This is a genomic window from Flavobacterium sp. 123, assembly GCF_003634825.1.
Lineage (GTDB): Bacteria > Bacteroidota > Bacteroidia > Flavobacteriales > Flavobacteriaceae > Flavobacterium.
Genome location: NZ_RBXD01000001.1, coordinates 2,612,839 through 2,627,549 on the forward strand (window position 1 = coordinate 2,612,839; position 14,711 = coordinate 2,627,549).

The following is a 14,711-nucleotide window of genomic DNA, read 5'->3' on the forward strand; positions in this document are numbered from 1 at the left end:
TAGAATTAATAAATATATGATAATCAGTTTTTTTAAATATATTGGTTTACGCTATTAATTGTTTTTATTGTAAGTCAGCAAACGTGTTGCCTTGTTTGATATCACCTGATTTAAAACCTTTGTTAAACCAAAACATTCTTTGCTCAGAAGTTCCATGAGTAAATGAATCTGGGACAACTTGTCCTTGCATTTTACTTTGAATGGCATCATCACCTACAGCATTTGCTGCACTTAAGGCTTCTTCAATATCACCAGGTTCTAGAATATTTTTCATTTTTTGATTGTAATGTGTCCAAAGTCCGGCATAAAAATCGGCTTGTAATTCAAGAGAAACGGAGAGTTTATTTCCTTCAACTTCGTTTTTGCCTCCTTGTAGCTCCTGAACTTTACTAGAGGTTCCTAACAATGTTTGAATATGGTGTCCAAATTCGTGAGCAATTACATAAGCAACTGCAAAATCTCCACCTTCGGCACCAAATTTTGTTCGTAATTCTTCAAAAAATGACATATCCATATAAATTGTTTTATCTCCAGGACAATAGAATGGACCTGAAGCAGAACTTGCGCCACCACAAGCGGTTTCTACTTGTCCGCTAAACAAAACTAATTTTGGAGCTTCAAAGGGTAAATTGTTTTCTTGGAATATTTTTGCCCAAACGTCTTCGTTGTCAACTAATATAGCATTAACAAATTTTCCTTCTTCAATTTCTGAATCTGTCAATGCTCTTGTTTCTGTTTGTGCGGGTTGTTGATTGTTGAATTGTTCTAATATTGGGGTTAACATTTGAGCATTTTCACCACCAAAAGTATTTAATAGTAAGATTACAATTCCTACAATTCCACCACCTAGAATTGTTTTTCCTCCAGAAGACATTCCTCTGCGGTCTTCCATATTTTCACTTTGTCTTCTGCCGCTCCATTTCATAGTATTGTTTTTTTAGATTAAAAAATCGTATTGTATCAGTAGGTTTTGTTAGGTATTATTTTACCCATTTTAAAACAGTTTCCTCAATTATTCCTTTTAATATTGGTTTTGAAATGTAATCATCCATGCCCGCATTAAGACATTTTTCTCTTTCTTCTTTTTCGGTTCCTGCAGTAATAGCGATTATAGGAATGGTTTTTCCAAGTTCAAATTCTCTAATTGCTTTGGTAGCTTCATACCCATTCATTATTGGCATTTGAATATCCATAAAAATTATATTAGGTTTTATGGTTTCAAATTGGTCTACAGCATCTTTTCCGTTTTTAATTTCGTAAATTAAACTCTCTTTAAATAAATTCTTGAGAATCGTTTTTAGTAATAACATGTTAATACTATTATCTTCAACAATCATTATTTTTAGATTTCTATGGGTTTCTTTAATTTCAAAAAACATGTCATCTGTACTAGTTTTTTGATTTTCTAGATCCTCCTCCTCTTCTTCTGTACGAAAAGTAGCGGTTTTTAAATTTAAATCAAAATAGAATGTACTTCCAATAGCTATACTACTTTCCAGTTGTAAATGACTATCCATTAAAGCTAATAACTGGTTTGATATTGTTAAACCTAATCCTGTGCCACCAAATTTTCGGGTAGTGGAACCATCTTCTTGTGAAAACGCTTGAAAAATTTTCTTTTTATTTTTTTCGAGTATTCCAATACCAGAATCAATTACAGCAAATCGGAGAATAGTATTCAGCTCTTCCTTTTTGTCGAGAACAGTTACATTTAATTGAATGGTTCCTTTTTCGGTAAATTTCACCGCATTCGACAATAAATTAATTAGGATTTGTTTTAACCTTACGATATCAGTCCAAAAATATTTAGGAACATCATTGTCAATATTAAGTTCTAATTGGAGTTTTTTCTGGTTTGATTCATAAGAGATTAAATCAATAATTTGAGTTAAACTTTCGTTTACTTCCTGTTTTTCAATAAATAAGTCTAATTTTCCAGCCTCAATTTTAGAAAAATCAAGGATGTCATTTATGATTTCCAATAGCGAATTAGCAGACTGATTTATAGTAGTCATATATTTTTCCTGAGTTCTGCCTAAATTAGTTTTCATCAGTAAATCTGTAAAACCAATAATTCCATTGAGAGGTGTTCTGATTTCATGACTCATATTAGCAAGGAATTCGGATTTTGCTCTGTTTGCAGCTTCTGCTAATTCTTTGGCTTTAATGACAGTTTCAGTTTGTTTTCTTTCGGTGATATCAATGAAAATTCCTTCTATAAAAACAATTTTTCCTTCCTTATAGATGGTATCACCAAATTCCTCTACCCAAACAATTTTATTTGTTCGATGTATAATTCTATAAACAAGATGAATTTGTACTCCTTTTAGAATGGCTTCTTTTTCTTGTAATATAGTTCGTTCTTTATCTTCAGGATGTATTAAATCAATATATGATATTTTATTATCTAGAAAATCAGTTTTTGGATAACCCGTTAGTTTTTCTATTTCATCATTAATATAAATTTTAGTGGCGTACTCATCAAATTTGGATAAATAAACGGTGCCTGGAATATTATTCGCTAATAATCGAAACTTTTCTTCGCTTTCATGTATTGCGGTTTCATTCGTAATTCGTTCAATGGAATAGGATATATTTCGAGCTAATGTTTTTAGAATATTGACTTCATCCTCAGACCATATTCTTTCGTTTTTAGTGTCATCGAAACCTAAAAAACCATGAAAATTATTCTTTACGAAAATGGGAAAAATAATTATTGAAGCGACTTCAATATTCGATAATTTGGTTTTCAAAGATTCATTCTTAATCTTTCGAACAATAGCTTTATAGATTCTGTTATTTAAAAGCGGGTTTAATAATTCTTCAAAATAATGATGCGGCAAGTTTTGAAGGTTAATATTATTTTCAGTCAGCGTATCATTATTAATTATCCATCGGTATTTTTGACTAATCAATCCTGTAGTTTCGTCATTTTCATAATAATATGCACGATGTGATTTGGTTGTTTTCCCCATGATAATTAAAACATCATCAAAGATGGCATCAATGTCTTTGCTGCTCAAAAACTTTTCGGTGCAAATGGCCATTGCAGATAAAAGATCACTTTTATATTTTAACTTTTTTTCTGCTTCATCTCGTTTTTGAGAAGCAATAGCTAGTGAGATAAAATCTGAAATTGTTCTCGCAAAATTAATATCTTCATTATCCCAATTTACTTTTATGGAGGTGTTCTCGAAACAGACAATTCCAATTAACTCGCCATTTAGAAAAATAGGAATATCAAGTAACGATTTGATGTTATTATTTAAAAAATAATCGGTTTTGAATTCAGACACTTCATGTTTTTCAAAAACATCTGGTGCATTGAGTAAGGTATTGCTATTTATAGATTTGAAATAGATAGGAAAGTCTTCTTTTTTTAAAATTATTTTTTTACCAAAACTATTGGTGTCTAGAAAGTATAGATTTTTACAAACGATACGGCTTTCTTTGTATTTCCAATAACTAACTCGGTTTGTTTGTGATGCTTTTGCAGCAGCTTCAATAATTAGTTTAATTACGACATCAGTACTTTCATAGTTGCTGAAATTTATAGTCGATAATTTTTTTATAGTTGAATTGTATTTTTCAATTTTTGCCTGACGGATTTTATTTTCAGCTTCAATATTTTTTGATTTGGTTATATCTCTGGCAATACCTGAATATCCAATTATATTACCTAAATCATTTCGTCGGATAATCACTTTTTGTGAAATCCAAAACTCATTTCCATCTTTTTTTATCAAAGGAAATTCAACAATTGGAAAATCATGTTCATTAGCTTCTAAATCTTGGTAGAAAGTCATCATGGTATTGATGTAATCCGGTCTGATAAATTCAGAATAATTCCGGCCTAAAATCTCCTCTTCGCTATAGCCTAATGATTTGATGGTAAATTTATTTATAAACGTAAAATCGCCATCGTCATTTACTTCAAAAATCAGGTCGTTAGCGGATTGAATTAAATTTTTGTATTGATCTTTTGCAACTATTTGTTCCGTAATATCTTGTCCGATACTAACAATTAAATCTTTCGAATGTTTTTTGCTTTTCCATTGGATGAACTTATATTCTCCGTTGTTGCATTTTAATTTTCGAATATAAAATTCATTATTTGAAAAAGTATTATGGTATTCCTGACTCATAAATTCAGTATCTTCAGTAAGTTTCCAAAATTCTAAACCCATTACTTGCTCTGGAGTATATCCTAAAAGAGGAAAAATAGTTTCACTACAAAAAGAAATTTCTCCCTTTTTATTGGTAGCAATAGTAAGAGTATTTCCTTTGTTTATGATGTCATTTGTAAAGTGAAACTTATCTGTTATATTCAGCAATGAAATGTGTCTCATATAGTTAATAATCATAATTATAATAGAATAATTCAATATGATTATGGCTCTTTTTATAGGGACTAATTCAAAAATTAATATGCTAAAAACAAATAAGAAAACGAAGCCAACAAAGGTCCAATATAGTCTTATCGGTCTAAGAACACAATACGAGAAGAAAAACAAAACAATAAAGGCGATTACTGGAATGATATCATTTGTGTAAACTATTATATTGCGAATTACAACAGAAAAATACAATAGGTAAATCACTATAAAAATGACTTTTATGTTATTGTAAAAAAAGGTAGTTTTTTTGGTCAAAAAATGAATAAATAGAACAAAAACACCTACTAAAAAATTGAGTTCCAGTAGACTTTTTGGTCTTACTTTAAAAATTTCGAAAACAACTTCGGTGATAATCATGGTCACACCCATAAAAAATAGATAAAGCTGGTATTCTTTATTTATATAATTTATGGTGGTATTATTCTCTGTGATTTTGTTTTTTAATTGCGATTTAATTTTAAAGAAATTATAAATCAGTAAAACAAAAAAGAGTAGTAATGCAGGAATTAAAATCCAAAGCTTTTTATCATTTGGAATTAATTTGATATAATTTAAAAAAAACGAAAAACTATCAGAAAAATTGGTGGTAATATTTGAGATAGATAGTATTAAAGTGCCATAGCAATATACCATTGTTAGATTTGGGTTTAATTGTGGGGGATCAATTTTTTCCTCTAATTTGGGACTAGAACTTTATTTAGATAAAAATAAATCTAGTAGAATTTGGGCTTGAATTATTCGGGATCAGGACCGATTTCTTCATATTCATCTATAGAATCTATTCCTATTATGGCACAATAAATGGCATAGTGCATAGAATACATAAATGGGATTGTAAAGAATATTCCAATGCAGCAACCTATAAATCCAACTAGAGAACCTATAAAAGCTACAAATAATAATAAAATTAAAACGAAAGGTTGTTTTAAAACAATGCTAAAACTAGATTGGATAGCATTCATTGCTTTTAAGTCTCCAAAAATAATTAATGGAACTGTCAAAACCGTTAAAAATGAAATTGATATAGAAACTAAAAATCCAACAATATCAATATTTACAAGTTCAAAAAGCATTGATAAACCGCTACTGATTATTGTTATAACCGCTGTTGAAATAAAGAGTTCTTTGAAATAAGGCGTTTTGTAATATTCAAAAAAGGTAGAGACATGAAATTCATTGTCTTTTTCAGCACAATCAGCCATTTTTAGAAAACCAGCATTAAAGGGACTTAAAAAAGCAGAAAGAAAAACAACAACAAAAAAATAAAGCGCCAAATAAATTCCGGAAAGATTCTCGATTTTTAAATTTTCAGCTAACTTTTCATTTAAAAAAGCAATTCCAAAATAAAATGAGATTATAGCTATAGCTGCAATACCGATAACTACTGAAAATACAAATAAGGCTAATCCTGCGTAGAGCGCTATTTTTTTATAATTCTCGAAAGCATGATTAAAAACATTTTCAAATTCTAATTGGTATCCATTAATTTTTATTTCTTCTATTCTTTTCTCGGTCAATTTCATGGGGCAGTTCGGTTATTTTTTGGTTATTTTGGCTTTTATATTTTAAAATAAACTTCTTTAAACGGTATTCTAAAGCGTTCTCCATAAACTCCATTTTCTTCTCGAATTCCACATCCAAGAATCATATTTATTTCGGAAGAGGCCGGTAATTGTATTATTTTTTTTATTCTCGATGAATCAAAACCTTCCATAGGACAAGTGTCATATCCAATTGCGGACATACTAATCATGAAATTTTCAGCAGCAAGTGCAGCACTTTTATGCGCTACAATTCGCATGTCGCTGGCTCTTACTTGTCTATAAATAGGTTTGAACAAACCGATAATTTGAAATGCAAGGTATTTTATTCTTCCTAAAATTCCTAAAAAATCGATATAAATAGTAGGAACAATTTTTCGATAATAATTTAAAGCAAACTGCTCTCTTTTTGTATATTCTACTTCTGGTTTATTACCGTATTGTAATTTTAAAAAGGCAAGATTAGATTGCTGTCTGTTTTTCCATAAATCTTTTCTAGCGACAACAATAACAATTTGGTTTGCAGTTTTGGCTGCATTTTGGTCAAAACTAGCTGTTGCAATTTGTTGGATAACTGATGGAGAAACGATATGATAAAATTCCCAAAGTTGCATATTACTGCTTGTAGGAGCAAGGGATGCCAACTTGATACATTCTTTGACTTTAAGTTCATCAAGGGCTTCGTTTTTGAAAACACGAACAGAACGGCGGTAGTGAATCGCTTCGCTTACTGATTTTTCATTGGTTACAGCCATTTCAATATATTTTTGATTAAGGTTAGCTTGCCAGTATAAGGCGCATACCGAAGAGTCAAATCTAACCAATTTGCTTTTTTTACAATTCCTTTTTCGTGAGAAAAAACATCAAAACTTAAGCTTCCATGATACGCCCCAATTCCGCTATGTCCAACACCTCCAAAAGGCAATCTTTTATTAGAAAAATGCACAACAGTATCATTGATGCATCCGCCACCAAAAGAGAATTGTGTTATAATTTTTTTTGAAAAAGATTTATTTTCGCTAAAAACATACAGGGCTAATGGTTTTTCATATTTTGAAATCACGCTGCTTAATTCGGTTTCATTTTCATAAGAAAGAATTGGTAAAATTGGTCCGAAAATTTCCTCTTGCATAATTAAACTATCCGTATCAGATTCGTCAATTAAAGTAGGGGAGATGTATCGGTTTTCAATATCAGTTTGTCCTCCAAAAATCACTTTTGTTTCATCGATTAAATTAGCCAATCGAAGCCAGTTTTTAGTATTTACAATTCGTGCAAAATCAGGGGATAAAGAAGGATTTTTGCCATATGCGTTGGTGATTTCAACTTTAAGATATTCTATAAAATGAGTTTTCATATCTTTTTGAATCAAGATATAATCAGGAGCAATACAAGTTTGTCCAGCATTTATAAACTTACCCCAAACAATTCGTTTTGCAGCTAGTTTTAAATTAGCCGTTTCATCAATTATACAAGGGTTTTTACCGCCAAGTTCAAGAGTTACTGGGGTTAGGTTTTTGGCTGCAGCCATAGCTACAATTTTACCAACCGCAACGCTACCTGTGAAAAAGATATAATCCCAACGTTGAGAAAGTAGTCCTTGAGAAACTTCTGCGCCACCCTCTACAACTTCAACATGATTTTTGTCAAATGATTTTAGAATTATTTTAGCAATTACTTCAGATGTTTTAGGAGTAAGTTCAGAAGGTTTTAATACCACTTGATTTCCTGCTGCTACTGCCGAAATTAACGGACATAATGCTAATTGAAAAGGATAATTCCAAGGAGCAATAATTAATACTTTGCCGTAAGGCTCTTTATAAATAGAGTCAGTAGAAGGAAAATTGAGTATGGATGGCAAGACTTTTTTAGGTTTTGCCCAACGTTGTAAGTTCTTAATGGTATCTTTTAAATCAGCAATAACATAATTAGTTTCTGTTAGAACAGCTTCAAAAATTGGCTTGTTGAAATCGTTTTGGAGTGCCTGAATTACTTCATCTTCATGAAGGATAATAGTGTTCAGTAACTTTATTAAAGTTTCTTTTCGGTATCCTATGTTTGTTTTGTAACTCATAACTGATTTCAAATTTACTATTTATAATTAGATAGCATTCCAGATAACATCATTGGGTGTAGGGGCAATAATTTCAAGAGGTTCTTTTGTTACCGGATGTACAAAAATTAATTTGCGTGCATGTAAATGAATTCCTCCATCAGGATTACTTCGGTCAAAACCATATTTTAAATCTCCTTTTATAGGAGAGCCAATTGCGGACAGTTGCGCTCTAATTTGATGGTGTCTTCCAGTGTGAAGATTAATTTCTAAAGCAAAATAATTATTGAGTTCCTTAATAATTTTGTAATCTAAGCTTGCTATTTTGCTATCAGGAACTTCTTTAAGATGTGCTTTTGAAGTATTATTTTTCTCGTTTCTTTTTAAATAATGAATCAGCTTGTCTTCTGCTTTTGAAGGCTTGTTTTTAACGATTGCCCAGTATGTTTTTTGAGTTTCTCGATTGCTGAACAATTCGTTCATTCGAGTAAGTGCTTTGCTTGTTCTGGCAAAAACAACAATTCCAGAAGTAGGGCGGTCTAAACGATGCACTACTCCTAAAAAAACTTCACCAGGTTTATTGTACTTAACTTTGATATATTCTTTGACAATTTCACTCAAAGGTTTATCCCCCGTTTTATCTCCTTGTACAATATCCCCAACACGTTTATTAACTATAATTAGGTGATTGTCTTCATGGAGTATTTGAAGATTATCTTTATTTGATATTATTTTCATTTTAAAATTAGAAAATTAATATTGCTCACTTGCATTTGGGAAATCACTAGACTTCACATCATCAACATATTGGCTTATTGCTTTTGTCATTCCTTCATACAGATTCATGTATCTTCTAAGGAAACGTGGACTGAACTCATTATTCATTCCTAACATATCATGAATTACTAATACTTGACCATCAACACCGCCACCTGCACCGATTCCGATAACTGGGATAGAAATACTTTTAGCTACTTTCTCGGCTAAATGAGCAGGTATTTTTTCTAATACCAAACCAAAGCAACCTAGTTTTTCAAGCATTTTTGCATCTTCCATTAATTTTTCTGCTTCCGCTTCTTCTTTGGCACGAACCGTATACGTTCCAAATTTATAGATGGATTGTGGGGTTAAACCCAAATGTCCCATAACTGGAATTCCTGCATTCAGGATTTTTTTGATAGAATCTTTTATTTCTTTACCACCTTCTAATTTTACAGCGTGTCCACCGCTTTCTTTCATAATTCTAATAGCTGAACGTAGGGCTTCTTTCGGGTCAGATTGGTAACTACCAAAAGGCAAATCAACAACTACTAATGCTCTTTCAGTTGCTCTAACAACAGATGAAGCATGATATATCATTTGGTCTAAAGTAATTGGTAAAGTAGTTTCGTGTCCAGCCATCACATTTGAAGCTGAATCACCAACAAGTATTACATCAATTCCAGCAGTGTCAACAATTTTAGCCATTGTATAATCATAAGCCGTCAGCATGGAAATTTTTTCTCCATTAGCTTTCATTTCAATTAATGACTTTGTTGTTATTCTTTTGTAATCTTTTTTTGCTACTGACATTGTAATTTGCGATTTAGGTATTAAAAATACGATTTGAGCTTGTAAAAGTAATGAAATTGAATTATTAAGTGCTTTAGATAGCCTATTTTTTGAAGAATCTTCAAAATATATTTTTATTCAAATTTTCTAACAATCAGCCATATTTACAGCAATTGCAAGCCCTCCTTCTGAAGTTTCTTTGTACTTATTGTGCATATCCTTAGCAGTTTGCCACATGGTATCTACAACTTTATCTAAGGGTACTTTTGCGTTTTTTGGATCAGTTTCTAAGGCTAATTCTGCTGCATTAATAGCTTTTATAGCTCCCATGGTATTTCGTTCGATACATGGAATTTGGACTAAGCCACCTACAGGATCACAGGTTAAACCTAAATGATGCTCCATAGCTATTTCTGCTGACATTAAAACTTGTTCAGGTGTGCCTCCCATCAATTCACACAATGCTGCTGCAGCCATTGCCGATGAAACACCGATTTCAGCTTGACAGCCTCCCATTGCAGCAGAAATGGTAGAACCTTTTTTGAAAATACTGCCTATTTCACTAGCGACCATTAAGAATTGTTTGATTTCTTTTTCGCCAGCTTGATGGTTTTCAATGACTAAATAGTACATTAGGACTGCTGGTATAACTCCAGCGCTTCCATTTGTAGGAGCTGTCACAACACGTCCTAAAGAGGCATTTACTTCATTTACAGCCAAAGCAAAACAGCTAACCCATTTTAATATTTGGCGAAATTTCACTTCTGTTAATCTGATTTGTTCAAGCCAAGTTTGAGGGCTTTCATAGTTAGATAAGCCAATAAGTTTTTGGTGCATATCAAAAGCTCTACGTCTTACATTTAGTCCACCTGGAAGAATTCCTTCTGAATGGCAACCTATGTACATACTTTCGAGCATTGTATGCCAAATTCGCATTAATTCGGTATGAATTTCTGCTTCAGATCGCATTGATTTTTCATTTTCATAGACAATTTCCGAAATCTTTTTATTCTCTTGAATAGTATATTTCAGTAATTCGGTGGCTTTGTCAATAGGGAAGGGGAAAGCACATTTAATAATGCTTTTTTTCTTAGCATTAATGCGTTCTTCTTTTACAACAAACCCTCCACCAATAGAGTAAAATGTTGATGTGTATTTTTTAGAATCATTTAAGTGTGCTGTAAAGGTTAACGCATTAGCATGAAAAGAAAGAAATTTTTTATTGAAAATGATATCGTCCTCAATTTGAAACTCAATATCGACTTCATTTCCTAGATGTATTTTTTTTTCTTTTTTTATTTCTTGAATGATTCTTGTGATATTTTCTACAGGAATATATTCAGGATTTTGACCACTTAAACCCAACATTACAGCCAAATCTGTTGCATGACCTTTTCCTGTCAAAGAAAGCGAGCCATATAAATTCACTTTCACCCGAGCGGTTACTTCCAAAAGATTTTCAGCTCTTAATTCAGTCAAAAAACGTTCGGCAGCTCTCCAAGGACCAAGCGTATGTGAACTGGAAGGTCCAACGCCTATTTTTAGCATATCAAATACAGAGATACATTCTTCCATGATAAATATTTGTATTACAAATGTAAATTATATCTTTGATAAATAATCATTTTTTAAACCAATTAAGATGTTTATTTTGCGAAATAAATATTATTAAGCATTTTATTTAAGAATGTGATGCGTAAAGTTAATTTTCTTCTTCAATTAACTTTTCTCTTATTTGATTTAATTCTGCAATTTTTTCCTCACTAACTTTAGGATATTCTAGATCCATTTCATCTAATGTATGAATTATTGCAGAAGCAATGGCAATGCGGGCATAGGATTTATTATCAGCTGGGATTACATACCAAGGGGAATTTTCAGTAGTTGTATTTTTAATCATTTCTTCATAATTGTCCATATATGAGTCCCAATATTCCCGTTCCCGAATATCAGCAGCACTAAATTTCCAGTTTTTATCAGCATCATCAATTCGTTCTATAAATCGTTTTTTTTGTTCTTCTTTAGAAACATTTAAAAAGAACTTAATGACTATAGTACCATTGCGATTCAAGTATTTTTCGAAGTTTCTAATATCTTCAAATCGTTCTTTCCAAATGGAATCGGTTATAAGCTCTTCCGCTAGTTTTTGTGAGCGCAATATTTGTTCATGAACACGAACTACTAGAACTTCTTCGTAATAGGAGCGATTAAAAATTCCTATTCTTCCACGCTCTGGTAAATGTTTTTGGCAACGCCATAAAAAATCATGATCTAATTCTTCATTACTTGGAGCTTTGAATGATGAAACTTGACAGCCTTGTGGATTAATTCCAGACATGACATGTTTGATGGCGCCATCTTTTCCAGCGGCATCCATTGCTTGAAAAACCAATAGTAATGACCATTTTCCTTGTGCATACAGAACATCTTGCATTTTAACTAATGCTTCAATTCCCATTTGTAATGTATCCGAAACCAATGATTTATCTTCGTCACCCAAATCAAAATGGGCATAAGTATCATAATTTTTTAATCGAAAATTACTTCCATCATCAACACGATATTGTTCGGAAAAAACTTTAGCACGTTCGATCTGTTCTCTTTTATTCAAATTTTGAAAACTAGAAATGTTTTCTGATGAGTTTCCATTTCCGTTATTCCCCGAAGATTTTGATTTTCCCATATTTCAATAAAAATTATGCAATTGTTTAATTTAGAGTATAAAATAATTAGCTAAACAATCAAATTTAATGAATTAGATATTAATTAATATACCAAATACATTTTATTAGAAACGTAGATTTTAAATACTAGATGTCTATGTTTTATACACAGGAATTTCATTAAAATCTGCAGCCTTTTTTTCATCTAATAAGCTATCTTTTATAGCCATTAACATAGCTTTGTTTGATGTAAAAAGTTCTCTATTGAAATTTATAACGGTTGTGATATCAATATTTTCAACTTTACTTGTTTGAGCTTCGGTATAAAAATTATTGAGTGCTTCGGTATAATTGTTTTGTATGGTTTCAAAAATTTCATGAAATTTTTCAAAATCAGCAGCATCATTTTTAGTAAATAAAGCATTCAATTCTCGATACAGTTTTTTAGTTTTTTTTCGGTGATATACAAAGAAATTATATTTGATATCTTTTGAAGAACTTTTAAGATTTGAAATATTAGTTCCAATATCTTTAATACTTTTTACCGCATGCATGGAACTTCTCACGGCCGAAATTAATTGATTCAACTCAGAGCTTCTTTCAGATTGCAGTTTTGTTCGTAGTTCTAAATAAAAGGCTTGTAATTCACCTTGTAGCTGTTTTAAAAACTCATATTTCTCTTCCATATTTTTAGAGAAATATTTCTTTTTTGTGTTGATATTTTTAAATTCATCATTTTCCCGAAATGATTTAAGGTTTATTTCAAAAAGTTCTAAATTAAAAAGCATGGAATTATGAATAAAATATTTTGTTTCCATGCGCAACAAATCTATTGCTGTTTCAGGTTCAATAGTTGAAGCATGTCCAATAAAAGCAGCTGCGCAAGAATCTGTTTCTTTGAAAAAACGTTCCAAAAATTTAGCAAATCTGTTTAGAAAAGGAAGGAAAATTAAAATAGACAAAAGGTTTATAAAGCTCGAGAAAGTAACTAATCCTATTAATGGATCTTTGATATTTAGGACATCGGTAATTAAACTTAAAAGTTCCTCGATGAAAATGAAAGACAAGCTTGTTATAGAGATATTAAAAACCAAATTACCTAGTGCTACTCGTTTTTTTGTCGCATTCCCTTTTGAAGCACTCAAAATGATTTTCATTATTGTTCCAGTTTCTGCACCTAATACTATTGCGGCAGCAGGAGGAAAGCTAATTGCTCCAGCATGTAATGCGCTTAATGTTAGTGCCATAGTTGCTGAACTGGATTGAATAAGTATGGTGATTGCAAATCCTAAAACTAGAAAAGCAAATAAAGGCAATTGATTGTATATGGAAAAATCAAAATTTTCTACTTGACTTTCCATAGCCATTCTCATAAAAGAAAGTCCGATAAATAACAATCCAAAACCAAAAAGAAAATAGGAGATGTATTTTATGTTTTTTCGTTTACCAAAAAAAATCAACAAAAAACCACTGAAGCATATTATTGGATAAGCAAAAACGGCAATATTTATTCCAAAACCTAATGTTGCTAAAATCCAACTGGCTAATGTTGTCCCTAAATTGGCTCCTAGAATAATTGCTATTGCATTTTTGACGCTGAATACACCAGCACCAACAAATGCTAATACCATTAAGGAAATCATGGAACTACTTTGAAGAACTACTGTAATTATAATGCCTCCAGCAACTGCGCTAATGTTGTTTTTGGTTATTTTTTGGAGAAATAATTTAAAATTCCTACCAGAAAGATTTTTTAAAGATTCTTCTAGCAGATGCATGGCAAAAAGGAATAAACCAATTCCCGCTCCAATTTTAAAGATAGTATTTAGGATTTCTATAGTCATAAAGTAAATTAAAGATAATCATTAATGATATATCATCAAATTTTAGAACTATAATATTCCCTAGTTGACATAAAGTTAGTTTGGTTAAAAAAATTATTTTTTAAGCGTAAAACCCACTGGAACCATCAAAATTCCTTTCTCATAAATGTTCAGATATAATTTCACAGGTGTTTTTTGACCGTCCCATTTTATTTCATATACATCTAAGAAACCAGCTCCCATGTCGCTTCTTTTTGTTGGAAAAGGACAACAGCTTTCTAATTTGGTAAAAGTGATTTTTTCACCTTTTGGACCAGCCAAAGCATTCAGAAAACGCTCTTGATTTATATTTTCATCTCTGCTATTTCTAAAAAAAACATTGATGGGATAATCTTTGTCATATCCATATTTTTTGTCGGTACTGAATTTAGTAATTACAAAAGTATTGTTACTCGTCAATTCAGGATATGGAGCATTATTATCCACGTTTTTTATAGTTGATTTTATGCTTCCGCAAGAAGTAAAAAGTATTGATAACACTACAAAAAGAATTATTTTTTTCATGGATTTTTCTTTAGATTTAATTTGAGCTACTCAAAGCTAATGGTCTATTTTTTGATAGAATCTCACTTTGATTATTTTAGTAATACAAATATATGTAGAACTTTTAAAGTCGTGCTTAG

The 14,711-nt window shown here is 31.2% G+C and carries 11 protein-coding genes; all 11 read right to left on the bottom strand.

What is annotated here, in order from left to right:
* Nucleotides 1–64: 64 nt before the first annotated feature.
* Complete coding sequence (locus C8C88_RS11480; RefSeq protein ID WP_121338257.1) at nucleotides 65–925, bottom strand: neutral zinc metallopeptidase; 861 nt, start codon at nucleotides 923–925, stop codon at nucleotides 65–67.
* Nucleotides 926–980: 55 nt separating this feature from the next.
* On the bottom strand, nucleotides 981–4,349 hold the full coding sequence (locus C8C88_RS11485) for a PAS domain S-box protein (RefSeq protein WP_233549333.1): 3,369 nt from the start codon (nucleotides 4,347–4,349) through the stop codon (nucleotides 981–983).
* A 782-nt stretch (nucleotides 4,350–5,131) separates the two neighbouring features.
* Complete coding sequence (locus C8C88_RS11490; RefSeq protein WP_121338259.1) at nucleotides 5,132–5,920, bottom strand: hypothetical protein; 789 nt, start codon at nucleotides 5,918–5,920, stop codon at nucleotides 5,132–5,134.
* Nucleotides 5,921–5,955: 35 nt separating this feature from the next.
* Complete coding sequence (locus tag C8C88_RS11495) at nucleotides 5,956–6,693, bottom strand: nitroreductase family protein (protein WP_121338260.1); 738 nt, start codon at nucleotides 6,691–6,693, stop codon at nucleotides 5,956–5,958.
* Nucleotides 6,684–8,012, bottom strand: a complete 1,329-nt coding sequence (locus C8C88_RS11500) for an aldehyde dehydrogenase (RefSeq protein WP_121338261.1) — start codon at nucleotides 8,010–8,012, stop codon at nucleotides 6,684–6,686. Before C8C88_RS11500 ends, C8C88_RS11495 begins: the two co-directional genes overlap by 10 nt.
* Before the next feature lie 27 nt (nucleotides 8,013–8,039).
* On the bottom strand, nucleotides 8,040–8,729 hold the full coding sequence (locus tag C8C88_RS11505; RefSeq protein WP_121338262.1) for an RluA family pseudouridine synthase: 690 nt from the start codon (nucleotides 8,727–8,729) through the stop codon (nucleotides 8,040–8,042).
* A 15-nt stretch (nucleotides 8,730–8,744) separates the two neighbouring features.
* On the bottom strand, nucleotides 8,745–9,563 hold the full coding sequence (gene panB, locus C8C88_RS11510; protein WP_121338263.1) for a 3-methyl-2-oxobutanoate hydroxymethyltransferase: 819 nt from the start codon (nucleotides 9,561–9,563) through the stop codon (nucleotides 8,745–8,747).
* Between the two features lie 126 nt (nucleotides 9,564–9,689).
* On the bottom strand, nucleotides 9,690–11,117 hold the full coding sequence (locus C8C88_RS11515; protein ID WP_121338264.1) for an L-serine ammonia-lyase: 1,428 nt from the start codon (nucleotides 11,115–11,117) through the stop codon (nucleotides 9,690–9,692).
* A 127-nt stretch (nucleotides 11,118–11,244) separates the two neighbouring features.
* Nucleotides 11,245–12,225 (bottom strand): polyphosphate kinase 2 family protein, encoded by a 981-nt coding sequence (locus C8C88_RS11520; protein ID WP_121338265.1) that lies wholly within the window; start codon nucleotides 12,223–12,225, stop codon nucleotides 11,245–11,247.
* A 135-nt stretch (nucleotides 12,226–12,360) separates the two neighbouring features.
* The gene (locus C8C88_RS11525; RefSeq protein ID WP_121338266.1) at nucleotides 12,361–14,049 is read right to left on the bottom strand and encodes a Na/Pi cotransporter family protein; all 1,689 of its coding nucleotides are present in this window, start codon (nucleotides 14,047–14,049) and stop codon (nucleotides 12,361–12,363) included.
* 93 nt (nucleotides 14,050–14,142) lie between these two features.
* Complete coding sequence (locus C8C88_RS11530; protein WP_121338267.1) at nucleotides 14,143–14,592, bottom strand: 2-dehydro-3-deoxyphosphooctonate aldolase; 450 nt, start codon at nucleotides 14,590–14,592, stop codon at nucleotides 14,143–14,145.
* Nucleotides 14,593–14,711: the final 119 nt, after the last annotated feature.

Bases quoted from the DNA above. Each gene is read 5' to 3' on its own strand.
- C8C88_RS11480 (WP_121338257.1), bottom strand. From the start codon at position 925: ATGAAATGGAGCGGCAGAAGACAAAGTGAAAATATGGAAGACCGCAGA.
- C8C88_RS11485 (WP_233549333.1), bottom strand. From the start codon at position 4,349: ATGAGACACATTTCATTGCTGAATATAACAGATAAGTTTCACTTTACA.
- C8C88_RS11490 (WP_121338259.1), bottom strand. From the start codon at position 5,920: ATGAAATTGACCGAGAAAAGAATAGAAGAAATAAAAATTAATGGATAC.
- C8C88_RS11495 (WP_121338260.1), bottom strand. From the start codon at position 6,693: ATGGCTGTAACCAATGAAAAATCAGTAAGCGAAGCGATTCACTACCGC.
- C8C88_RS11500 (WP_121338261.1), bottom strand. From the start codon at position 8,012: ATGAGTTACAAAACAAACATAGGATACCGAAAAGAAACTTTAATAAAG.
- C8C88_RS11505 (WP_121338262.1), bottom strand. From the start codon at position 8,729: ATGAAAATAATATCAAATAAAGATAATCTTCAAATACTCCATGAAGAC.
- panB (WP_121338263.1), bottom strand. From the start codon at position 9,563: ATGTCAGTAGCAAAAAAAGATTACAAAAGAATAACAACAAAGTCATTA.
- C8C88_RS11515 (WP_121338264.1), bottom strand. From the start codon at position 11,117: ATGGAAGAATGTATCTCTGTATTTGATATGCTAAAAATAGGCGTTGGA.
- C8C88_RS11520 (WP_121338265.1), bottom strand. From the start codon at position 12,225: ATGGGAAAATCAAAATCTTCGGGGAATAACGGAAATGGAAACTCATCA.
- C8C88_RS11525 (WP_121338266.1), bottom strand. From the start codon at position 14,049: ATGACTATAGAAATCCTAAATACTATCTTTAAAATTGGAGCGGGAATT.
- C8C88_RS11530 (WP_121338267.1), bottom strand. From the start codon at position 14,592: ATGAAAAAAATAATTCTTTTTGTAGTGTTATCAATACTTTTTACTTCT.